This window comes from Rhizobium sp. BK491, from assembly GCF_014194925.1.
Classification (GTDB): domain Bacteria; phylum Pseudomonadota; class Alphaproteobacteria; order Rhizobiales; family Rhizobiaceae; genus Rhizobium.
In genome coordinates this window covers 1-20,984 of record NZ_JACIAR010000015.1, presented here as the reverse complement: position 1 = coordinate 20,984, position 20,984 = coordinate 1, and the positions used below count along the sequence as shown (strand labels likewise).

The following is a 20,984-nucleotide window of genomic DNA, read 5'->3' as shown; positions in this document are numbered from 1 at the left end:
GCATCACCTGTGACAGATATTGCATTGGATGAGTTTCCTCGGTTCGATGCCATAGGTCTTCACCACCTGCGTGCCGAAATCCTTGTGCTCTTCGGAGTTGGCATCCCAGTCGGACCAGTCCATGCGTGTCACTTGATCCGGCGGGCGAAGATTCGGCGCGGGATTCCGATGACAGTCCAGACACCATTGCATCTGGAAAGGCTGGGCGCGCATCATCAGCGGCATCCGGTCGACGCGCCCATGGCAGGTGACACAGGGAACACCGCGGGCAACATGGATCGAATGGTTGAAATAGACGTAATCGGGTAGCCTGCTTACGCGATTCCAAGCGAGCGGCACGTTGTCGGCAAGGCTATGGCGTACGGGCGCCAGCATGGCCGCGCCGGTCCAGATCTGCGAATGGCAGCTCATGCAGATATGAGTCGCTGGTAATCCCGCGCGGGCGCTTGTCTCGACGGAGGTGTGACAATACCGACAATCGATGCCGAGACCTGCCACGTGGTGCTCATGGCTGAAGGGTACCGGCTGATCCTGCACCCAGCCGACCAGGGTGCCATAGCTGGAACTGGCATATCCGCCGACAAACAGGACGATCAGAAATATAAGGAGCGCAGCAACGAGCAGGAACGCGCGCAACCTCGTATCAGCCGATGCCGTAAAGATCTGCGCCACGCAATTCCCCTGAATTCGCCCTCGCAATAGGGCCAAACGAAAAACCGGGATTGAAAGTTCCACCTAGCTGTCATGAAGGCCACTGAGAGCGCATCCCATTCCGTTTGCGAGGAACAATCTGGACCGCAGGCGGTTTTTACGAACGAAGGCGGACCGTCATTGCCGCGACCGCTGCAAACTGCATCCCGGAGGAGATCGGCTATGAAACATCAGCAACCGCGTGAAGGTGGTGCGCCAGGAACGACGGATCAGTCACCGCGATGGGAAGGATCCGCTCGATCAAAGCCGGCTGGATATCTGCCGGCGAAGGATGGCGGTGAAAAAGCGCGCGACGCCCATGGCGAAAATATCGATCATCCCCGCAAACACCGTGTGTCCGACGCCCTAAAACAGAAGGGTGACGATTGACGCCGCCGCCTCGGGCTGAATGAAGGCTTGCCCTATTGGCCCACGATGACTTGTATGATCGCTTGAGACCTGCCTGCAGCTTATTGCAGACGCGCTGGCTTTTTGCGCGTGCTGGCTCGTATGGCCGATCCGACGCCCCTGCAGGACAACATGCCGACAACAGCCATTTCGAATTCGATTACGAATTCTTGTGGCGTTGCTGAGCCTTTACATGCTGCTCATGGGATCCACGTTGGGAAGCCACGATGCTTTTCCTTTAGTTTGTTCTCGAGACCGTCCTTGGTCTTGCGCCCCGAACAGACGGCCAGAAGATTGCTTCCCATCCCATTCCTGGAAAAATGTGGTTAGACCGTGCCTATCACAGCGATGGAGAATTGCTTCATGAGCTAGCCATGCGGCAACGCGAACGCGACGATTTCGTCACCATTGCGCGACTGCACACCGCCGTGCCCACCGGCTGCAACGACGACGTACTGTCTTCCGTCCGTGCCGAGATAGGTCAAGGGGGTGGCGTTTCCACCTGCCGGCAGGTGAAACTGCCAGACGACTTTTCCCGTCTTGCCATCAAGCGCACGGATGTATTGATCCGTCGTCGCAGCAATGAAGATCAAGCCGCTATGGGTGGCAACACTTCCGCCCATGCTGAATATTCCGGTGGGCAGACCAAATGGCAGACGCAGACCAAATGGCCCCATATCCTCCGTCGTTCCCAGCGGACGCTGCCATGCGACCTTTTTTGCCAACAGATCGATTGCCTGCATCTGCCCCCAAGGCGGGCGGGTACAAGGAATGTCAAGCACACCGAGCCAGGCTTTGACGACAATGGAAAAAGGCGTGCCATGCTCGGGGTTATTCTGGAAGTCAGGCTGCGGATAGGGTTGGTTCCAACCACCCCAGGGTGCAAAGAGCCCTTTGGCAAGTGCCGAAGCATAGGGAAGCATCTGCAGTTGAAACGGCATGAAGGTCGTGTTGATATACAAGAGTTTGCGCTCCGGGTCGATCGTTGCGCCATACCAATCGGAGGTGCCGTCGAAGGCTGGCCAGCCGATGGTGGGTTTCAATCCTGGCGGCGTAAACAAACCATCGTCCCGCATCCGCCGAAACGAGATCCGGCAAAGAAGCTGATCGATTGGAGTTGCACCCCACATATCCGTTTCCCGAAGTTTGGGCGCGAGCAGCTGCGGCATGCCGGTCGAGAAGGGCTGTGTGGGCGAATAGCGTTCGCCCGGTATATCGCCCTGCGGTACCGGCCGTTCATCGACCTCAGTCAGAGGATGGCCATCGCGACGGTCAAGGAGGAAAAGCTGGCCCTGTTTGCTGGTTTGAACAAGCGCCGGGATACTCCCGCCTTTGTCGTCTGGAAGATCGACAAGCGATGGCCCCACGGGAAGATCGAAATCCCACAGATCATGATGTACGGTTTGAAAATGCCATCTCTCCTGCCCGGTGGTCAGATCCAACGCCACCAGCGAGCTTGAATAGCGATCGTCAAAAGATCTGCGTTGCCCCCCGAAATAGTCCGGGGTCGCGTTACCCAGGGGCACGAAGACGAGATTGAGCTTTGGATCGGCCGTATAGACACCCCAGCCGTTCGGCGTTCCGCGTGTATAGGTTTCATCCGTATCAAGCGGCTTATTGGCGGGATGCTTTCCCATGTCCCACGACCATGCAAGTCGCCCCGTATTTGCGTCAAAGGCACGTATGACGCCTGAAGGCTCGCCGACGGTCTGATTGTCGTAGACCCATCCTCCCAGAACTATACGCCCGTTGAGGACAAGCGGCGGCGAGGAAATGAAATGAAACCCTGGCGGAACCGGCCCCATATGATCGCGCAAATCGACCATTCCTTGCTCACCGAACTGCTCGCAGGGCTTGCCTGTATCGGCATCAAGTTCGAATAGCCTTGGAAGATCCGATGCGGTCGAGATTATGCGGCGCGCGCATGGGCCTGCGGATGTCACGGCCGAGGCATCGTAATATGAAACCCCGCGACAAGCTTGATAGACGTTGTGCGACATGTCACCGCCCGGGTCATAACGCCATCTCAGCTTTCCGGTCGTTGCATCGAGCGCGATAACCTCGCGATGCGGCGTGCAGAAATAAAGGCTATTTCCAATCTTTATCGGTGTCGCTTCAAAGCTGAACTCCCTGCCTTTGGAATTCTCACCCGACCTCGGCTTGTCGCCCGTCGAAAACGACCAAGCTTGTTTCAAAAGATCGACATTGTCAGGCGTGATTTTATCGAGAGACGAATACCTGTCTCCCGCCGGCGTGCCTCCGTAGTAGGCCCAGTCGCCTGCTGAACCCGCGTCGCTCCCGTCTCCATCCATCGCCTTCCAGCGGGCGGGATCGCCGAAATTGATGGTCCTAGCCTCGCTGATGCGATAGCCTGCGCCAAAGACGAAGAATAGGATCGCCAATGCAAAGACGAAATTGGCGACGAGGATTATTCTTGCCCTTGCCAAGCGCTCGATGCGACCGGCAACCCAAGGGGACCAGATCCATAGGCCAAGAACCGCCGGAGCGACGAGTCTCGGGATAAGCGCCCAGCCGTCGAATGAGGATTCGGCCAGAGCCCATGCCAGCGTTCCGATCAACAATAATGTGTAAAGCCATGGACCGAAGACGCTTCGCCTGACCAACAGCATCGCAACACATAAAAGGATGACGCCAGCGATCAAATAATAGGAGGTACCGCCGAGTAGGAACAGCCATGCGCCAAGGCACGCGATCGTGATGCCGATCAGCCCGACGAGACAGGCCGAAGAAATGAAAAGAATGCGCATCAAGGCTCCTCCCTTTGGCGCAAGGCACACTTAGGCGTTCGACCGATTAGAAGTAAGCCGTCTCACTTGTTCTCGGAGGCAAGCTCTCCTGGCCTGAATCTTCCGGGCTTGGCTTCTTGTGACGGAATGGCATCCGACGACGTGGGAGCTGGGTGGGTTTCATCCTCCGACTCCGTCATCACGCCGGCATGATGGTCAGCAGACGACGTTTTCAGGAAATCTTCGTCACCCGCCTTTAGCTCACGTTCCGCAACCAACCGATGGCGCAATTTCTGCCCATCCGGCTGTCCTTGCATTTCCCGTCTAACATGGGCAGCCTTTCTGATGTCCTCTTTTGTCATCGGAGAATCCTTTCACAAATGCCGACATCCAACTGCGCCGGAGCCGCAGAGTTCCCGAACAGACCAGACCTTCAACAACTCCGACCGACAAGCCGCGCAACGCGATGCTTGGATGGTCTTCGGCGCGATCCTGATTGCTTACCCGCATAAACCTTACCGTCCGCAGTAAAACACTCTTGCCGGCAGGGCGATTCATGCTGACTGCCGGTCAGCCAGAAACTCTTCGACCGTCACAATCTTGGTCTGTAGGGAAATCGCCTTTCAAACAACGTGAGCGCTGCATCACGTGCATCGCCGCTGCAACAGGATAATAACGTCATAACCGAGATCGATGGCGCCAAGTGCCGCAATCAGAACGCAGACATCCGTCTCTCCCCCGCTTATAACCAAGGTGTCGACACCTTGACGCAGCTAGGCGGTTTCCCGAGCGCACGATCTGAGCGTGGTGTGATCGGGCACAGGCAGATCCAATCCCATCATATCAAGCACTGAATTCAAAAAACCTTCACTCTGGTGCAGCCGCAATCCGAATACCACGCCCAGCATCAGCGTCGTTTCGATCGCCAGATCCGAATAGAGAGGCTGGCCACCTCGCGTCTTGCGTCGTGGGGCAGACCAACCATCAAGTGCTTCCGGCGTTACCCAAAGGGTCAGACTGCCACGGCGGCGAAGGCCCGCCTCATACTCCGCCCAGTTCGTCACCCCGACCTTCATTTTACCGATGTGATGGCGGCGGGCGGCGTTATGTTTGTGTGGCATGCTTGGATCAATCAACCTATTTTCGATCCGGCCGCATAGATGCAAAATGTTGAAATTTGATCCCTGCACCAATTCTCCGTAGACCAGATGAGCGATTTACGGCGGCGATGTCGCTAGGTTTTCCTTGTCGAACACACTTGGGTTTGAAAGGAAAAATGCTCATGAAAAGAGTGATTTATGTTGGGCTGGACGTTCACGCCCTTCTGCAGGACAAGGCAGCATTGGCCGCCAAGATTTTGAACCAAGACTGGAAAGCGGAATGAAGAGCTGAGTCAGAGAAAGGTTAGGCCGAGTGCAACCTGATACGAATGAGCGTTGCCGTAGGGCCTGCCTTTTCGAGCAGGCCTATCCTTTATCTCTTGAGAATACCAACCATTCGATTGATAGCGCCCCAATATTCCTTGTGCATGGTTTCGGCTGCCTCCGAGATCGCCAGCTTCCAAGCAGGCCCGCGATCCCATGCCTCTTCCAGCGCGTCAGCCAGTGATGGTCCATGGCCTGTGACCGGCAGAGCGTCGAATAGTATTCCTGCCTGTCTAAGGTCTTTATCCCGTTTGGCCTGGCCGCCGGCGTCATTCCGGCGGCGACCGGCAATGATAAGCTTGTGCACCGCGTACCTGCAAGGATCAGGGATAACAACTGAGATCCCGGCACCATGTAGCAAGATCGAACGAACGGGATCGCGGATCAAGAAATCCATGAATCTCAGCGGTTCGGCTGATGCGCCGCCGAGAGCGGGCATGTTGGCGGGTTTGTCCGAATATTCTTCGGCTCCCCTGTTTGTCGTCATGAACTCGACCCTGTAACCGGTTTGATTCCGGAAAGCATGAGATCGAGAGCTGCCGCTGATATGCGGCACCGCGCGGAATGTTGGATCAAGCCCTTTTAGGAGATCGAGGATCGGCGGTAGCGAATCCGCCACCTCCGCGGAAATCGCGAAGTCCTGGGCCAGGTCTGCATCACCTGTTAGGATCGCCGCCGAAGGCAGACGGATGCCGAGATAAGCCGAGTAGCATTGAAAAGCGACAGTGCCGATGAGAACACCGCGCAGCCGGAAGAGACCGGCCTTGGCAAGCGCCTGTACGATATCGCCGGTAAAGCGATCAGCGGCAATCAAACCGGCCTCGCGCGTTAGCGTGGAAACGTACTTGCGGCGAGCCTTATAGTCTGACTTCTCACCCTTGAAGGTTTCGACCCGTTCCGAAATCAAGGGGTCGTCGGCAGGCCCGACATACCGGCGCTTCTGCCCACCCTCACCGTCGGGTTGGTCGAAATACCAATAACGCCGACCATCAACTGCCACCGGCACGAATCTACCCGATGGGGGGAAGTCTTCCGCCCAATCATCATCAAATGCCCGTTGCTGGAGTTCCGCGACCATGGTGCGAAACATGAGGTCAATCTGCTTAATCACGGCGGCCTCTATATCTTTTTCACAAATCTAGTATAGTTACGACCAGCAAGCAAGCTTGGCGACTTTTACCCAGTGGACTCTGCCCGCCTCCGCTACTCCAATACAAGGCACTACCCACCTTGATCCTCGTTATACTAATTTCTCGAACATAGTATAGCGCCACTGTCGAGATGCCCCGCCTTGAAGAGAATCGAACCAACACCGCTTTCTGGAGTTTATCTAATCTGATGAGTCGTGTGCCTTTCATGGGGATGAGGTTCTGTTATGGAACATGTGTAGGGGTGGTCTTACAGTTTGCCGGACAAGGCCGATTATTCATCGTGTTGAGATTTCACTCCATTTTGCGTTTCGTCGCGACCATGGCGCGAGCTATAGCCAGATGAGCGGCCCGCGCGTTCGATCCGAGCTAGCGGTCATTTCGTGGCGTGCCGGCTGGCGCACCTCCGCCTATCCCGCCCAACGGCTGAGTGCGACTATTGGCTGACATTACGACCGTCTCGCGAACAGCATTGCCACTCTTCACATGATCGATGAACGCGCGGAGTTTCGGCAGCATCTGCCGACGGTGAGGAAAGTAGAGGAAAACCCCCGGTGTAATGGGAGCGAAAGGTTCCAGGACACTTTTGAGCGTTCCCGCCTCCAGCGCAGAAGCGACAATCGGGCGCGGAAGCTGCGCCAGGCCCATACCCTCGAGCGCCGCCCCAAGCAGGGTAGGAAAGTCATTTGCGATCAGCGGGCCGGTGACCGCCAACTCCAAGACACCACTGTTTGTCGTGAAGGACCAAAGCGCGAGCGCGCCGTTCGACCGCCGCCATCTTATGCAGGCATGTTCCCGCAAATCTTCCGGCCGGTTCGGCTGGACGCGACGTGAGAAATAAGAGGGACTGCCAACGACCACCATCGGGAAAGGCGGCGTCATACGCACCGCCACCATGTCGGCAGCGATGAACTGGCCCATGCGAATACCGGCATCGAACCCGTGCACGGCAAGATCGATCAATTCCTCGCTGACGGCGATCTCGACCTCGATCTCAGGATAGGCCTCCGAAAATGAGGCGAGGAGCGGTTCCAAGAGGATCGGCACGACCGCGCGCGGCACCGCTAATCTGAGTAGCCCGATGGTCGCTGTCCCAGGTCATAAGCTGCCCGACCGGCCGCAACGAGCTCTTCGAAGGCCGGTTTAGCCCGCGAAAAGAAGCGCTCTCCTGCCTCGGTAAGACCGACACTGCGCGTGGTGCGGATGAAAAGCGGCGCTCCCATCCGGCTTTCGAGAGCCCGGATGGCTTGGCTGACTGCGGAGGGAGTCACCCCCAGCTCAGCGGCAGCGCGCCGGAAATTCCGATGCTCGGCGACGCTCAGGAATGCCTCGACACCATCCAGGGCGCCTTGTCGGACCGTGAAGTTCTGCTTCATAGCCCGTGAACATTATCGAGAATAGTCGCTCTCGGAAAGGGGTCATATTGTTTCCTTGCGAAACGGAGTGACACGGATGGCAAACCGGAATGGACGAGAGGCTGGAGACTCCAAATCCAACAACGACGAAGCCCGCCTATCGAGACGCGCGGTGCTGTTGGGGTCAGGCGCGTTCGCAAGTGTCGTGGCTGCTAGACCACTTCTGGCCGTAGCGGCAGGGTTCGTCAGGCATGACGATGAGCCGACAGCCTGGGTGGATCCGCAGATGCCGGAACTTACGCACCACGTAGTCGATGCCAATGGCATACGAGTGCATGTTGTGGAGCAGGGTTCGGGGCCCCTGGTTATCCTCCTCCATGGCTTTCCGGAATGCTGGTATTCGTGGCGGCATCAGCTGACGATGCTGGCCCAGGCGGGGTTTCGTGCGATTGCGCCGGATCTCCGCGGCTATGGTCGCAGCGACTGCCCGCCAGACGGAGGGAAATACACCATCCTTGATTATATCGGCGATATGGTGGGCCTGATCGACACCCTGGGTGTCGATCAGGCGGTCATCGCCGGTCACGATTTCGGAGCGACCATTGCGTGGCAGGCGGCATTGATGCGGCCGGATAAGTTCCGTGCCGTCATTGGCCTCAGTGCCCCCTTCAGGCCTCGAGGGTTCGGCACCTCGGTTTTGCCGACGACGCTCATGCCGCAGAACGACAAGGCGGTTTACTACCAGCTCTATCTGGCTACTCCTCAAGCCGAAATCGGAATGGAGCAGAATAGGCGGCAGACGCTGCGCTCCCTCTTCTACCAGATGTCTGGTGAGGCGTCGCAGGCCGCTAGCGCGACGAGCGCGGACCTTGGGCCTGGAATGATCCCACGAAGCGGTGCCGCTCTACTGGAGAGCCCACCTTTGCCCGGTTGGATCACGTCTGCCGAGTTGGAGGTCTACATCGAAGAATTCACCCGCAGCGGTTTCCGTGGCCCCTTGAGCTGGTACCGCAACATCGATCGAAGTTGGGAGCTTTTAGAGATGACGCTGGGCGCAGAAGTAACCGTTCCGGCTCTCTATGTCACGGGCGACCGCGACTTCGTCGCCGCCGCCAATCGTGAATTTATTCCGCTTCAGGCCAAGTTTGTTCCGAAGCTACGCCGCCCGTTGATACTGCCCGGTTGCGGCCACTGGACCCAACAGGAGCGTGCCACCGACGTCAGTGCCGCAATGATCGATTTCCTACAACAACTCTAGACGCGAATGAAAGCGTGCTCTGGAATTTGCAGCCTTTCTCTAAAAAGGAAACTCCAATGACCGACGAACTCGATGGCGTACGCGCCCACTATCGCGTCACCGGCCTGACCGACCGATTAAAAGCCGCACTCTCCAGCTTCGGGTCGGAGGAAAAAACGCTCCATGCCCGTGAGCTTGCCACCCTCGATCAATTTCATACGCGAGGCATGGCCGCGACGGTGGAACTTGCTGCTCTCGCCGGACTTAACGCTGGGATGTCCGTGCTTGATGTTGGGGCTGGTGTCGGGGGACCCGCGCGCTTCCTCGCGGCGACGTATGGTTGCTCCGTAAAAGGCATCGACCTTAGTGAACCCTTTATCCAGGCTGCCCGCTATCTGACCCAGCGTACCGGCCAGCAGGACCAGGTCGACTTCGAGGTAGGAAGCGCCCTCGATCTGCCATTTGACAATGCCCGATTTGACGCGGTATTCTTGCAACATGTGGCTATGAACATCGGAGCCCGCGATCGACTTTATGCCGAGATCCGGCGTGTGCTGAGGGTCGGCGGCAGGTTTGCGACCTATGACGTCGTCCTGCTCGGCGGCGAACCCGATTATCCCCTGCCATGGGCCTCCACATCCTCGACGAGCTTTCTACTGCCGAGCCAGCTGACACAGAAGATGATTGAACAGGCGGGATTCCGAGCATTGGTCGTGGGCGACGACGCGGAAGCAGCCAGGGAATGGGCAAGCCAGCTCCGCCCGACCGCCACACCGCCGGCGCTCAATCTCGGGCTCCTCATGGGGCCGGACTTTGCAAAAGCTGCCGTCAATCTCGGGCGCAATCTGCTTGATGGCCGGCTTGGCATCCTCTGCGCCGTATTCGAAGCCAAGGCTGTCGGTATCCGCGACGAAGGAGAAGCCGCATGACCGCTACCACCATCTTTCAGCTCCACCTTATTCTTGGTTATGTGCCGTGGCTGCTGCTTATGGCCGCCTACGGATGGCCGCGCTTGAGAACGTTAGATCGGGCTGAAGCACATCGCGCCATTGCCGCCTTGCACAGCTTCCGCTTTTTCGGGCTGGTCTTTCTGATTCCCGGCGTTGTCGGGCCAAACCTGCCTCGGGGATTTGCCGAATTTGCCGCATATGGCGACTTTGCAACCGGCATATTGGCCATGCTCGCCGTGGCCGCAGTGAGCTTCCGTCCGTTATTTTGGATGTTGGTGATTGCTTTCAACGTGGTGGGCATCATTGATATCACTGTCGACTATGCTCACGGTCTCCAGTTGAGCTTGCCTCCAGGCGAGCTCGGATCCGCCTACGGCATCGTCATCCTTTATGTGCCTTTGCTGTTCATCACGCATGTCACCGCCCTTGTACTGTGGCTGCCGGTCAGACGATCCGGCTCTATCTCATTGGGACGGCGACCGGGAACGAACCCGTGAGCGAAAGGAACAAAGGGCAGACCGCCTTCCGAGTCAGCGGAGAAGAGGAACAGATTCCAGCGAAAAATTTCCGACCTCCTCACCGCATGCGCTTTGTGAGGATGATAGCGATCGTGCTGATATCTGGGATAGTCGCGCTGAGCGGCATGTCATTGACGTATCCGCCCCTAGCCGCCGAGGTTTGTCCAAATTGCATGGGCTTCAACAATTCTGGAGACCAAATATTTGTAGAGCAAGGCATGCCAGCGGTTCGGATGCAGGAGGCGGTTGAGACAATCGGCCTCGCGCGAGATCGTGTTCGCAATTTCTACCGAGATGTGGTCGGCAAGCCGGATATCTTCGTTTGCGGTGATGACGACTGTTATCGCCGGATCGGCGGGGGCGGCTCCAGAGGTATGGCATTGCTGGACATTGCTCTGTTCCTATCGCCGCGGGGCAACACCGTAACCATTGCCGCCCATGAACTATCCCATATCGAGCTGCATCGTCGCATCGGCATCACCAAGGCCTACCGGCGTATGGTGCCGCAATGGTTCGATGAAGGGCTAGCAGTCTTCGTCTCCGATGACGGCCGCTATTTGAAGCCTGCTTCTGCTGAGGACCGTTGCCTCGCGTCGCCTGACGGTCCGATGCCCACGACACGTGAAGCCTGGGTCGAGTCCGCCCAAACATCCGGCCTATATGCCAAAGCCGCATGCCGCGTCAGCCGATGGATATCAGGCCACGGCGGTTCAGATGCTGTGATTGCTCTCCTACAGGCGGTGGCAAACGGCACTTCTTTCGCGGAAGCATATGATCGGAGCGATACTGCGGTGCCCGTCGCACGATCGATGAGCTCGCTGCAAGTTCTAGGCTCGCGATGAAATACAAAGATGGGTGAAATCTCGACACAAATTAACAAACGCCGCTTTTAAAGACCACGACTACAGTCAAAAAAATCGGATCCGTATGATGTGAAGGGATACGAACCGCTGCTTTCGCGCCGCATCCCACATTATCAATGACTGGAGAAGCTCCCAAGTGCATCACGCCTATTTTGCAGGGTAGGGGATCACGCCTGATCCTGCAAATGCGCCATGAACACCTCGGCCGGCGTCTTGTATCCAAGGCATTTACGGGGTTGGTCGTTCAGATGGCGAGGGAGTTGAACCAGCCCCGATTGCGGCACTTCGGCCAGATTTGTGTCGCCTGGCATGAAGCGGCGAATGCGCTTGTTGCCGTTTTCGACCGCACCTTTTTGCCACGGCGCGCTGGGATCGCAGAAACAACTGCATGCGCCGATGCCATCTTGCAAAGCCCTGAAGCCGGCAAACTCGGTGCCGCGGTCAAAGGTGAAGCTCTGGCGTGCAAAGGCTGGCAAAGGCGAGAAGGCTTCGATGATCTTGTCCATGATCGGCCGCGAATGCCGGCTTGGGTTCTTGATCGTCACGGTGTAGCGGCTCTTTCGCTCGACGAGGTAATGAAGGCGACGGCGGTCGGCGAGGGTCAATTGCGAATAGCAGCGGGACATGCGAAAATCTCCAAAGTGAAACCATTGAAATCATTGGCATGTTGCACTTGAACATAGAATATACCACTTAGGCATCCGTGATCTGGCATAGTCTATGATATGGAAGCATGCCCAGCGCCCATCATAGTGACGTCGGCACCCATCGTCTTCTCCATCAAAACTTGGCGCTCGCTTAAGACACAAGTTTTGCTACCCGTTAAGACAACGCCATCGCATGAGGAAACAGAGCGTGAGGCCGATACGTCCGTCAGCTTGGAAGGCTCCCCTGTCACAGCTCATTCGAACCCCATGGCTTGCCTTTAGGTGTGGCCGAAACCGGTTTTTACAAAGCGGTCCGATTTAAAGCTTTCGATGCCATGCCTGCCAAGCAACGCAAAAACGCGTCATCAACACAATCAATGAGAAGACGCGGGCGCCATCAGCGGATCCCTGCCGACTATCTCAATCAGGAAGTCGAGGACCGTCCTGATGCGCAACGGCAGGTTCCGACGCGACGGGTAGACGACGCTGATGGCGACCCGGCTCGGCGGAAAGTCTGGCATGACATTCACCAGCCTGCCTTCTTCGATGTCGGACCCGACAAGAATGTGGGAAAGTACCGCAATCCCATTGCCAGCCAGCACGGCACGGTGAACGGCAACCGCATTGCTGGCGACGAGGCGCGGCGCGGTCCGCACGGTAACGTCCTCGGCGCCATTTGAGAACGACCATGCCTGGCCATTTCCGGCGCGATTGTAACAGATGCAATCATGAGCGCTGACATCGTCCGGCGTTTTGGGTGCTGCCCGCTTTTGTAGATAGGAAGGTGCGGCAACGAGAAAGGCCGTCGTCCATCCAATTCTGCGGCACATCAGACTGCAGTCCGCGACCGTTCCCAGCCGTACCTCAAGATCGATCCCCTCTTCAACAAGGTCGGACGGTTCCTCACGAAAGAGCAAATCGACGGAAAGTCCCCGATGGCGTTCGAGCAGCATCCCGAGCCGGTCGCTGACGTAAAGCCCGAGCGGTGTCGGCAAAGCCAGCCGCACCTTGCCGGCTATGCGCCCGCCATCACGACATGTGGTTTCACTAAGCGCCTCGACCGCTTCGATGACCTTGCGTGCCATCGGGATGATCTGCTCCCCCTCCGCCGTCAGCGCCAGCGCGGTGGTCGTGCGATGCAGCAGACGTGTGTTGAGATGCGCTTCCAGCGCCGAAACCTGGCGTGAAACAGCAGGCTGCGTCAGCCTGAGATCAATCGCTGCGGCGGAAAAGGAGCCAGTCTCCACCACCCGCATGAATGTTTGCAATGCGCATACGATATCCATTCCCACCCCATACTCTTCGGCATAGGCCTTATGTTCAAACCTTAGGCCGGAAGGACTTTACTGTCCAGCTATCAAGGATATCTTTTATCCATAAGGACATTTTATATCCTTAATAACGGAGCCGACCATGACCCAGCGTTTGAACTATGCCCAGCAATCACCGGAACTCTTCAGGAAACTCTCGGAACTCAGCATGGCTCTGAAGGACAGCGCCATCGAACAGAAGATCCAGGATCTCGTTCACATTCGCGCATCGCAGATTAACGGCTGCGCTTTCTGCCTGGACATGCATGTCAAGGAAGCCAAGATCCATGGCGAGAGCGAACTCCGGCTCCACCACATAGCCGTCTGGCGGGAATCCAATCTCTTCATTCCCCGGGAGCGTGCCGCGCTCGCCTGGACTGAAGCGGTGACGAAACTGCATGAAGGCGGCATTCCCGACGAGCTCTACGAGCGCGTGCGCGGCCAACTTTCCGAGAAGGAAATCTCCGATCTCACCTTCGTAATCATGGTCATCAATGCCTGGAACCGCGCCAGCATCGCCTTCAAGACCGTGCCGGGCTCGGCCGACAAGGCCTATGGCCTCGACAGGGCCGGCCTCAACTAAGCCTCTCACGAAAGGCTCGGTAAGCGATGCGCGGCCGTTCCGGCGGCCGCGATCAAGACTCTCATGACAATCGTTTCAACCATGGAGCCGGCCAAATCGGTTCCAAGATCTCGAACAACAGGAGACAAACATGGACCTGGACACTTCTCATCCCGCTAAATCAAACCCTGACGAACTGGTCCCGTCGCGCTACGCAGTGCAGATCGGCGACATCGAGGTGCTCGTGATCAGCGACGGCGTGTTGCCGCTGCCGACCAAGATGCTGGGACATAATGCCGACCCGGCCGAGCGCGCGGCATGGCTGAACGACATGTTCCTGCCGCAGGACGCTTTCGACTGGGCGCTGAACGCGGTCGTGGTGCGCAGCGGCAAGCAGACCATTCTCATCGACGCCGGCCTAGGACTGGACCCGGAGTTGAACCTGCCGCGGGCCGGGCAGTTGATCAAGCGACTGGAAGCCGCCGGCATCGACCTTGGATCCGTTACCGACGTGGTGCTGACCCATATGCATATGGACCACGTTGGCGGGCTGCTCGTCGACGGGGTGAAGGAGCGGCTGCGTGCAGACCTCAGGATCCATGTGGCGGCGGCAGAGGTCAAATTCTGGGAGGCGCCCGATTTCTCTCATGTGTCCATGCCACCCGGCTTCCCGGACGCGCTTCGAGCGGCCGCCAAGCAGTTCAGAAAAGAGTACGACAGCCACCTCAGATTGTTCGATGATGGGTACGAGGTCGCGCCGGGTGTGGTCGTCTCCCGAACCGGCGGCCACACGCCCGGGCACAGCGTGGTCCGAGTGGCGTCGGGCAAGGATCGGCTGATGTTTGCTGGCGATGCCGTGTTCGCGGTCGGTTTCGATCATCCCGACTGGTTCAACGGCTTCGAACACGATCCGGAGGAGGCTGCCCGCGTCCGTGTCCGTCTTCTGCGGGAGCTGGCCGAGACCCGCGGACTTCTGGTGGCGACCCATATGCCGTTCCCGTCGGTCGGCCATGTGGCAGCCGACGGCGATGTCTTCCGTTGGGTGCCGGTGTTCTGGGACTATTAATTCCTCGTGAGCGAGTGTCGGGCCGGCGTGCAGCCGTCAGGGCCGCGCCCGGCTCAGCCGAGCGGACATAAAGCGTCGGCCGAACCGCCCGACCTGCAACCCATCATACAGAAACGAACGAACAATGCGGCGCATGACGCAGCCGCGAATGGAGAAGCTCATGAAAATCGTCATCATCGGCGGGACCGGTCTGATCGGTTCGAAAACAGCCGACCGCCTTCGCAAGCAGGGCCATGAGGTCATCGCGGCCGCGCCGAACACCGGCGTCAATACGATGACTGGCGAAGGTCTCGCCGAAGCGTTGGCCGGCGCCTCCGTCGTCATGGACCTCGCAAACTCGCCCTCCTTCGAGGACAAAGCGGTGCTCGAATTCTTCGAGACGTCAGGCCGAAATCTGGCGGCAGCGGAAAAGACGGCCGGCGTGAAGCATCATATCGCCCTTTCCATCATCGGCGTCGATCGCCTGCCCGAAAGCGGCTACATGCGCGCCAAGGTCGCGCAGGAAAAGATCATCCGCGACTCCGGTATCCCCTATACGATCGTCCATTCGACGCAGTTCATGGAATTCTTAAGCGGCATCGCTCAGTCCGGCACAGTGGGCGATACGGTGCGCCTGTCGCCGGCCTATGTGCAGCCGATCGCTTCCGACGACGTCGCCGACAACATGACCGTCGTCGCGAACTCGGCGGCAATCAACGGCATCGTAGAGATCTCGGGTCCGGAACGTGTCCGGCTGAACGAGCTCGTCGCCCGCTACCTCAAGACCCTGGGCGATGCCCGCAAGGTCGTGGCGGATCCGGAAGCCCGCTATTTCGGCGCCAGGCTGGAAGACGGCTCGCTCGTATCCGACGGCAACCCGCGCCTCGGCCGCATCACCTTCGAGCAATGGTTCGCAACCTCCGCCCGTAAGTGACTGGAAACGGCGTGGCGCCCTGGCGCCGCACCGCCCAACTCTCAAGAAAGGAATTCGAGATGATCAAGTCTATCCTCGGCCTTACCCTGGCCGCTCTCCTGTCCACGACAGCTGCTGCCCACGATGCCGGCGAGAAGGATGCCAAGGTCACGCTTGTCTACGAACACGAACTGCCGAATGTTCCCGGCAAGAGCATCAAGGGCGTCCTCGTGGAATACGGTCCCGGAGGCTTTTCCTCGGGCCACACCCATCCGGATTCGGCCTTCATCTATGCGACCGTCCTGGAGGGTGCGATCCGCAGCCAGGTCAACGACGGCCCGGTCAAGGTTTTCAAGGCCGGCGAGAGCTTCTCGGAAATGCCGGGCGACCGCCATGGTGTCAGCGAGAATGCCAGCAAGGCCAAGCCGGCGAAGCTGTTGGCCGTCTTCGTCGTCGACACTAACCAAAAGGAACTGACCTTCCCGATCAAGAAATAGCTGGATGCGGGACTGGCGCCGCAGGCGCCTGTCCCTTCCCGACTTCAGGAAATTATCGTCGGTGAGTCCTATCATGTTTGGCGAACATCATTTTCTGCCGCTCGTCTTGATCAATCTGCTCGGACTGGCCGGTATCGTCATTTGGCATATTCAGGGGCGTCGGCGTCCGACGGCTCGCCTCGTCGTGCAGATCCTGTTCTTTTGCTGCATGAGCCTCGTGCTCTGGCTTGCCGGAATTTCGCCTTATCACCTTGATGACAGCGAGCTGCGGGATGCCGGCATCCTGCTTGCCAAGTCCGCAAGGGTTCTCTGGTGGCTGCATCTCGCCTGGACGATGATCGGCTTCCTCCATATCTATCTCACCCTCAACCGCCGGCCGCAGGAGGCGCACCTTCTTCAAGATCTGATAGTCGGCATCGTCTATCTCGGCGTCGCCCTGTCCGTCATCGGCTTCGTCTTCGGCGCACCGGTTGGGCCATTGATTGCCACCTCAGGTATCGTCGTCGTCATCATCGGCCTTGCGCTGCAGAACACGCTTGCCGATGTCTTTTCCGGGATCGCGCTGGCACTCGGTCGCGCCTACGTCATCGGCGACTGGATCCAGCTCGCCGACGGCACCGAAGGTCGCGTCGTCGAAACCAACTGGCGCTCCACCAATCTGCTTTCGGGCGGATATAACGTCGTCGTCCTGCCGAACAGCGTGCTGGCGAAACAGGGTGTTACCAATCGCAGCCGCCCTGATGAGTCGCACCAGATCTCACTGACGATACGAATATCCGCCATACACAAGCCGCGGCTCGTCGAAGAGGTCATGCTTGCCGTCCTGCAGGGCTGCGAAGGGATCGTCATGAACCCGCCGCCGGTCGTCGCGCTCAAGACGATCGACGCAATCGCCATCGAGGTCGAGCTGTTCTTCCGCGTCGCGAGCGCGGCAGGCCGCATGCCGGCACAGAACGAGATCATCGACCTCATCTACGAACATTGCAGGGCGAACGGAATATCATTGGCGATGCCGGCCCAAAGTCTCATCTGCCTCCCGACGGGCGAACAGAAGGAACAGGCCACTCCCAGGGCGATATCATCCGGCGCGCTCTAGCACCCATTCGAAAGAACTTTTCCAGAGTTCCGGCGGGATCTCCTTCGACAGAATGCCGACGAGGTCTGACAATTTGACGCTGCCCAGTTTCGCGCGCCACGCTTCGTCGGCCTCCCACATGATGCGCGCCACCGCACAAGGGCTGCTCTCGCAATAGTCCTTCGGGCGGCAGGGATTGTTGGCCCTGATATTGCTGCAGACGAACGTACGCTGCCGGCCTTCCACAGCTTCAACAATTTCGAGGAAAGTGATATCCGTCGAAGGCTTTGCCAGTCGGTAGCCGCCGGACGGACCAAGAGACGTGTCGACAAGTCCCGCGTGGGACAGGCCCTGCAGGGCCTTGGAAAGGTATTCCTTCGGGAGCCCATGAAATTCGGCAAGCGCTTTGGTCGAGAGATAGCGACCGTCGGGCAGAGCGGCAAGAATAGCACAGCAGTGGAGTGCCCATTCGACTTGGCTTTTCAAAATCATGAATTCACTTCCAAGGCCTCGGCACATGCTATCAAGGATAACAAATATCCTTATCTCGTCCCCGTGTAAACAAAAGGTGGAGCTCTTGACCACCTAATCCCAATGCCGAGCCTCAGCAGGATGAATAGCTCTACTGGTTTCGCTCCGAGGCAACATAGCCTGCGCGATTCTTGCTGGACGACCGATTGCATTGAAAGGAGCAACTCGACGAGAGTCAGAATGACCGCCTTGAGCGGATTAGAACCGGCGACCGGGTTGTTACGAAAGCGAACCGTCTGAAATTCCCCAGTAGCGGACATTAGCCCTTCCGGCATGTAATGACCGACATAGGGGCCGGAAGCAGACCGACATCCCAGAATAGCAAGATATAGCTTCCCCTGGTTAGAGGGATTTCGCCGGAGCTGACCAGGCCAGTCGGCGGCATCAGTCGAGGCACACCCGGCTGCGTGCCGATGTGCGTACCGAGGATCAGATCGACGGCGAGGTTAACCAAGATGAGGCGGACATTGCTCGCGCGCCATTTGACGGCCAAGGATTGTCGCGGCGGTGATTCAGTGACAATTCCACCGATCTGCGAGAGGAGTTTCCCGTCCTCCCTCATTTTTTCCGAAGGGCATTGAATGCCGCCATTATTGACGCTATATAGCGTCTATATTAATGGCACCATGAAGATGGAGGCGGATCATGGGCATCGCCCAATATGCAGACGATGGGCTGTTCGCACCACGCAAGATCGCGGATGCATTTCGCACGACCAGCGAAGAGATCGCGCGCACTGCCGGACTTGGAAAAGACGCGATCCAACGTAAGGATCGTATTCGCTCCGACAGAACGCAGCGGCGCCTGCGGGAGATGATTGAGATCGTCAATAAGGTCGAACCGCGCTTCGGCTCGGCGCTGATGGCCTACGCTTGGTATCGCTCCGAGCCGCTGTCTGGTTTCTCCGGTCAGACGGCGATGCAACTGGTCCGCAACGGTCGCGCCGACGAGGTGCTCGACTATATCGACGCGGTCGACGCCGGCATTCACGCATAACCCCCGCCGATGCAGTATCAAGGAAAGCTCTACCGGGCGCTCAACCCGATCTACGCCCGCGAGCCTTTGTCGGGACGCGGAGCGGAACTCTATGGCGGCCGCTTCAACCCGAAAGGCGTGCCGGCCCTCTATACGTCGCTGACAATCATGACGGCGTTGAAGGAAGCCAATCAGGTCGGAAATCTGCAACCGACGACGCTGGTTTCCTATGATGCCAATATCGAACATGTGTTCGACTGCCGGGACGACGCGGCCCTTCGGGCGCGGGGCATGGATGCGAAGGCACTCGCCGATCCAACATGGCGTGACCAGATGAAGGTTTCGGGTGAGGCGAAAACACAAGCCTTCGCGCGCCAGCTTGCTGTCGACGGCTGTTGCGGGCTGTTCGTGAAGAGCTTCGCACCCGCTGCAACGAACGACGATTTCAATCTCGTCCTCTGGACGTGGGGCAGCACACCGCCTAGCCGCCTAATCCTGATTGACGACGAACACCGACTGTCACGATAATCTGCGCAGCACATCATCTATCTCGCCGCGGAAAAACTTGCCGCGGATGACCACGCGACCGGCCCATCATTGCATCAACCGCTCATCGCCCGACGCGATAGCTTTGGCCATGGCGAATTGGTCGGCGGTACCCTTGCCAATATCCTCAAGCCTCCGGATCGAGGTGAAGCCGGAGAGTGCCGCGGCGATGAACCGCGCCTTGCGCTCGTTGTTCTGCCACATCGAGGCGGCAAGCGAGCCTTCGGTAGTATGGGCGAAGATATCGACCTCCTCATGCTGATTGCCCTGGCGGACAATCCGTCCCTCGTGCTGCTCAATCTGCGATGGCAACCGCGGGACGTCGAGATGCTGGAGCGTTTTGAGCCTGAGCTGGGCATTGACGCCGGTGCTCATCGTCTCCGACGAGCCTATCAGGAAACGAACCTTGCCGGCGCGGGCACCGCCGAACAGCCAGTTGAAGGTCTACGTCTGCGTCATCTCAGCCCCATCGAATACCGAAAAAGTCTCGGCCTTAACGTGAAAATCAGTCCAACTTTTAATCCGCCCCCCGAAGGTCAACTCGCGGCGGTATTCGACAACCCAGTGGCAGCGGCGATAACTTCACCGCTGCCACAGATACGGTCACTCAACCGGCTTGATCGAGGCGATGATCGCCTTGACTTCAGCATCGTGCTTATCTTCCTCGCCCTTGTCTCCCCAGTACGTCACGACGAGAGCGTTGTCAGCGCTCACCTGCGCGATTAGCAAGCCGACGCTAACGGGACCGTCTTCATCCTTGCCATCCCATTCCAGGGTGGCCATCTGCATACCGTTGACGTCGGTTGCAGGTGTCTCCTTTTGGGTAGATGGGTCGATCGTTACTTTGTTCTTTGCGAGAAAATCGATTGCACCGGTAACAACTTTCTCCATGGATTTGCCGCTGGCGACCTCGACTGAAAGATAGACCGCGGAATCGTCGGAGGTCCCTTGGACGCCACCGTCGGTTTCCTCCGGCTTCCAGCTATCCGGAATGGTGATACTCGCGACAGGCTTGTCACTGGGAAATGTCAAGGTCGCGGCCTGCGCCGCGAAAGGAGACGCTAGGCCGTGTCCCCATAACTGGGTTCATGTTGGTGCTGGTGTGTGATTCAATCTCCAGAAAAGGAGATTGCCATGCGCCGTCATGAATTGACCGACGAGGAATGGGCGGTTATCGCGCCGTTGCTGCCGACCAACAGCCGTGGAATTGAGCGCGTAGATGACCGCCGGGTGATCAATGGTATCCTATGGCGCTTCCGGACTGGCTCATCCTGGCGTGATGTGCCGGAGCGCTATGGTCCACGCACAACGCTTTACAATCGGTTCTCGCGCTGGCGTAAAGCGGGCGTCTGGGATCGCCTTCTGGCTGCTGTTTCAAAACGTTATGCCGGCGACATAGTGATGATCGATTCCTCCTGCGTCCGCGTTCACCAACATGGTGCCAATGCAAAAAGGGGGATCTGCCGATCCTTGCATGGGACGTTCGCGTGGCGGCCTGACAACAAAGATCCACGCGCTCGTCGATGCTGATGGCTTGCCTGTT

The 20,984-nt window shown here is 58.1% G+C and carries 19 protein-coding genes and 6 pseudogenes; 13 read left to right on the top strand and 12 right to left on the bottom strand.

Annotation, left to right across the window (positions count from 1 at the left end; translation table 11 throughout):
* Positions 1 to 3: 3 nt before the first annotated feature.
* Positions 4 to 672, bottom strand: a complete 669-nt coding sequence (locus FHX05_RS28410) for a cytochrome c3 family protein (protein WP_183876074.1) — start codon at positions 670 to 672, stop codon at positions 4 to 6.
* 201 nt (positions 673 to 873) lie between these two features.
* Between FHX05_RS28410 and FHX05_RS28405 the strand changes: the two genes are divergently transcribed.
* The gene (locus FHX05_RS28405) at positions 874 to 1,080 is read left to right on the top strand and encodes a hypothetical protein (protein ID WP_183876072.1); all 207 of its coding nucleotides are present in this window, start codon (positions 874 to 876) and stop codon (positions 1,078 to 1,080) included.
* Between the two features lie 386 nt (positions 1,081 to 1,466).
* On the opposite strand, the gene FHX05_RS28400 is transcribed toward FHX05_RS28405, so the two are convergent.
* From FHX05_RS28400 to FHX05_RS28375, 6 genes and pseudogenes are all read right to left on the bottom strand, one after another.
* A complete protein-coding gene (locus FHX05_RS28400) occupies positions 1,467 to 3,866 on the bottom strand; it encodes a membrane-bound PQQ-dependent dehydrogenase, glucose/quinate/shikimate family (RefSeq protein WP_183876070.1) in 2,400 nt (799 codons plus the stop codon).
* 62 nt (positions 3,867 to 3,928) lie between these two features.
* Positions 3,929 to 4,207: a DUF2934 domain-containing protein gene (locus FHX05_RS28395; RefSeq protein ID WP_183876068.1), complete on the bottom strand. Its 279-nt coding sequence runs from the start codon at positions 4,205 to 4,207 to the stop codon at positions 3,929 to 3,931.
* A gap of 230 nt (positions 4,208 to 4,437) precedes the next feature.
* Positions 4,438 to 4,612 (bottom strand): annotated as a pseudogene (locus tag FHX05_RS28390) (isochorismatase family protein); the annotation flags it as partial.
* 33 nt (positions 4,613 to 4,645) lie between these two features.
* Positions 4,646 to 4,966: pseudogene (locus tag FHX05_RS28385) on the bottom strand (transposase); the annotation flags it as partial.
* 352 nt (positions 4,967 to 5,318) lie between these two features.
* A complete protein-coding gene (locus tag FHX05_RS28380; RefSeq protein WP_348648355.1) occupies positions 5,319 to 6,377 on the bottom strand; it encodes a GSU2403 family nucleotidyltransferase fold protein in 1,059 nt (352 codons plus the stop codon).
* A gap of 409 nt (positions 6,378 to 6,786) precedes the next feature.
* A pseudogene (locus tag FHX05_RS28375) lies at positions 6,787 to 7,793 on the bottom strand (LysR family transcriptional regulator).
* Between the two features lie 265 nt (positions 7,794 to 8,058).
* Between FHX05_RS28375 and FHX05_RS28370 the strand changes: the two are divergent.
* Genes FHX05_RS28370 through FHX05_RS28355 form a run of 4 tightly spaced genes read left to right on the top strand, consistent with a single transcriptional unit; the run spans position 8,059 to position 11,319 of the window.
* Positions 8,059 to 9,030 (top strand): alpha/beta hydrolase, encoded by a 972-nt coding sequence (locus tag FHX05_RS28370; protein ID WP_183876064.1) that lies wholly within the window; start codon positions 8,059 to 8,061, stop codon positions 9,028 to 9,030.
* A gap of 56 nt (positions 9,031 to 9,086) precedes the next feature.
* Positions 9,087 to 9,938, top strand: coding sequence for a class I SAM-dependent methyltransferase (locus tag FHX05_RS28365; RefSeq protein WP_183876062.1), 852 nt, complete (start codon positions 9,087 to 9,089; stop codon positions 9,936 to 9,938).
* Positions 9,935 to 10,456, top strand: coding sequence for a hypothetical protein (locus tag FHX05_RS28360; RefSeq protein ID WP_183876060.1), 522 nt, complete (start codon positions 9,935 to 9,937; stop codon positions 10,454 to 10,456). The genes FHX05_RS28365 and FHX05_RS28360 overlap by 4 nt, the downstream gene beginning before the upstream one ends.
* Positions 10,453 to 11,319 carry a hypothetical protein gene (locus FHX05_RS28355; RefSeq protein ID WP_183876058.1) on the top strand — a complete coding sequence of 289 codons (867 nt, stop codon included), beginning with the start codon at positions 10,453 to 10,455 and terminating at the stop codon, positions 11,317 to 11,319. The genes FHX05_RS28360 and FHX05_RS28355 overlap by 4 nt, the downstream gene beginning before the upstream one ends.
* A 188-nt stretch (positions 11,320 to 11,507) precedes the next feature.
* Here the strand turns inward: FHX05_RS28355 and FHX05_RS28350 are convergent.
* Both FHX05_RS28350 and FHX05_RS28345 read right to left on the bottom strand, forming a co-directional pair.
* Positions 11,508 to 11,912, bottom strand: a pseudogene (locus FHX05_RS28350) (IS30 family transposase); the annotation flags it as partial.
* Positions 11,913 to 12,361: 449 nt separating this feature from the next.
* Complete coding sequence (locus FHX05_RS28345) at positions 12,362 to 13,273, bottom strand: LysR family transcriptional regulator (RefSeq protein WP_112420550.1); 912 nt, start codon at positions 13,271 to 13,273, stop codon at positions 12,362 to 12,364.
* 127 nt (positions 13,274 to 13,400) lie between these two features.
* Here FHX05_RS28345 and FHX05_RS28340 point away from each other — a divergent pair, with 127 nt between their 5' ends.
* From FHX05_RS28340 to FHX05_RS28320, 5 genes are all read left to right on the top strand, one after another.
* Positions 13,401 to 13,880, top strand: a complete 480-nt coding sequence (locus tag FHX05_RS28340; RefSeq protein WP_112420551.1) for a carboxymuconolactone decarboxylase family protein — start codon at positions 13,401 to 13,403, stop codon at positions 13,878 to 13,880.
* Between the two features lie 130 nt (positions 13,881 to 14,010).
* Positions 14,011 to 14,925 (top strand): MBL fold metallo-hydrolase, encoded by a 915-nt coding sequence (locus FHX05_RS28335; RefSeq protein ID WP_183876056.1) that lies wholly within the window; start codon positions 14,011 to 14,013, stop codon positions 14,923 to 14,925.
* Positions 14,926 to 15,085: 160 nt separating this feature from the next.
* Positions 15,086 to 15,838, top strand: a complete 753-nt coding sequence (locus FHX05_RS28330; protein ID WP_112413162.1) for an SDR family oxidoreductase — start codon at positions 15,086 to 15,088, stop codon at positions 15,836 to 15,838.
* Between the two features lie 59 nt (positions 15,839 to 15,897).
* A complete protein-coding gene (locus tag FHX05_RS28325) occupies positions 15,898 to 16,314 on the top strand; it encodes a cupin domain-containing protein (RefSeq protein WP_183876054.1) in 417 nt (138 codons plus the stop codon).
* A gap of 73 nt (positions 16,315 to 16,387) precedes the next feature.
* Positions 16,388 to 17,410, top strand: coding sequence for a mechanosensitive ion channel family protein (locus FHX05_RS28320; RefSeq protein WP_183876052.1), 1,023 nt, complete (start codon positions 16,388 to 16,390; stop codon positions 17,408 to 17,410).
* On the opposite strand, the gene FHX05_RS28315 is transcribed toward FHX05_RS28320, so the two are convergent.
* Positions 17,393 to 17,881: an Rrf2 family transcriptional regulator gene (locus tag FHX05_RS28315; protein WP_112420555.1), complete on the bottom strand. Its 489-nt coding sequence runs from the start codon at positions 17,879 to 17,881 to the stop codon at positions 17,393 to 17,395. The two genes, FHX05_RS28320 and FHX05_RS28315, sit on opposite strands and share 18 nt — an antisense overlap.
* Positions 17,882 to 18,565: 684 nt before the next feature.
* On the opposite strand from FHX05_RS28315, the gene FHX05_RS28310 reads away from it, so the two are divergent.
* Positions 18,566 to 18,916 carry an antitoxin Xre/MbcA/ParS toxin-binding domain-containing protein gene (locus FHX05_RS28310; protein ID WP_112609663.1) on the top strand — a complete coding sequence of 117 codons (351 nt, stop codon included), beginning with the start codon at positions 18,566 to 18,568 and terminating at the stop codon, positions 18,914 to 18,916.
* Positions 18,917 to 18,925: 9 nt separating this feature from the next.
* On the top strand, positions 18,926 to 19,423 hold the full coding sequence (locus FHX05_RS28305; RefSeq protein WP_183876050.1) for an RES family NAD+ phosphorylase: 498 nt from the start codon (positions 18,926 to 18,928) through the stop codon (positions 19,421 to 19,423).
* A 69-nt stretch (positions 19,424 to 19,492) separates the two neighbouring features.
* On the opposite strand, the pseudogene FHX05_RS28300 reads toward FHX05_RS28305, so the two are convergent.
* A pseudogene (locus tag FHX05_RS28300) lies at positions 19,493 to 19,873 on the bottom strand (hypothetical protein); the annotation flags it as partial.
* A gap of 171 nt (positions 19,874 to 20,044) precedes the next feature.
* The gene (locus FHX05_RS28295) at positions 20,045 to 20,473 is read right to left on the bottom strand and encodes a histidine kinase (protein ID WP_183876048.1); all 429 of its coding nucleotides are present in this window, start codon (positions 20,471 to 20,473) and stop codon (positions 20,045 to 20,047) included.
* A gap of 96 nt (positions 20,474 to 20,569) precedes the next feature.
* On the opposite strand from FHX05_RS28295, the pseudogene FHX05_RS28290 reads away from it, so the two are divergent.
* Positions 20,570 to 20,984: pseudogene (locus tag FHX05_RS28290) on the top strand (IS5 family transposase); the annotation flags it as partial.

Bases quoted from the DNA above. Each gene is read 5' to 3' on its own strand.
- FHX05_RS28405 (WP_183876072.1), top strand. From the start codon at position 874: ATGAAACATCAGCAACCGCGTGAAGGTGGTGCGCCAGGAACGACGGAT.
- FHX05_RS28400 (WP_183876070.1), bottom strand. From the start codon at position 3,866: ATGCGCATTCTTTTCATTTCTTCGGCCTGTCTCGTCGGGCTGATCGGC.
- FHX05_RS28395 (WP_183876068.1), bottom strand. From the start codon at position 4,207: ATGACAAAAGAGGACATCAGAAAGGCTGCCCATGTTAGACGGGAAATG.
- FHX05_RS28370 (WP_183876064.1), top strand. From the start codon at position 8,059: ATGCCGGAACTTACGCACCACGTAGTCGATGCCAATGGCATACGAGTG.
- FHX05_RS28365 (WP_183876062.1), top strand. From the start codon at position 9,087: ATGACCGACGAACTCGATGGCGTACGCGCCCACTATCGCGTCACCGGC.
- FHX05_RS28360 (WP_183876060.1), top strand. From the start codon at position 9,935: ATGACCGCTACCACCATCTTTCAGCTCCACCTTATTCTTGGTTATGTG.
- FHX05_RS28345 (WP_112420550.1), bottom strand. From the start codon at position 13,273: ATGGATATCGTATGCGCATTGCAAACATTCATGCGGGTGGTGGAGACT.
- FHX05_RS28340 (WP_112420551.1), top strand. From the start codon at position 13,401: ATGACCCAGCGTTTGAACTATGCCCAGCAATCACCGGAACTCTTCAGG.
- FHX05_RS28335 (WP_183876056.1), top strand. From the start codon at position 14,011: ATGGACCTGGACACTTCTCATCCCGCTAAATCAAACCCTGACGAACTG.
- FHX05_RS28330 (WP_112413162.1), top strand. From the start codon at position 15,086: ATGAAAATCGTCATCATCGGCGGGACCGGTCTGATCGGTTCGAAAACA.
- FHX05_RS28325 (WP_183876054.1), top strand. From the start codon at position 15,898: ATGATCAAGTCTATCCTCGGCCTTACCCTGGCCGCTCTCCTGTCCACG.
- FHX05_RS28320 (WP_183876052.1), top strand. From the start codon at position 16,388: ATGTTTGGCGAACATCATTTTCTGCCGCTCGTCTTGATCAATCTGCTC.
- FHX05_RS28315 (WP_112420555.1), bottom strand. From the start codon at position 17,881: ATGATTTTGAAAAGCCAAGTCGAATGGGCACTCCACTGCTGTGCTATT.
- FHX05_RS28310 (WP_112609663.1), top strand. From the start codon at position 18,566: ATGGGCATCGCCCAATATGCAGACGATGGGCTGTTCGCACCACGCAAG.
- FHX05_RS28305 (WP_183876050.1), top strand. From the start codon at position 18,926: ATGCAGTATCAAGGAAAGCTCTACCGGGCGCTCAACCCGATCTACGCC.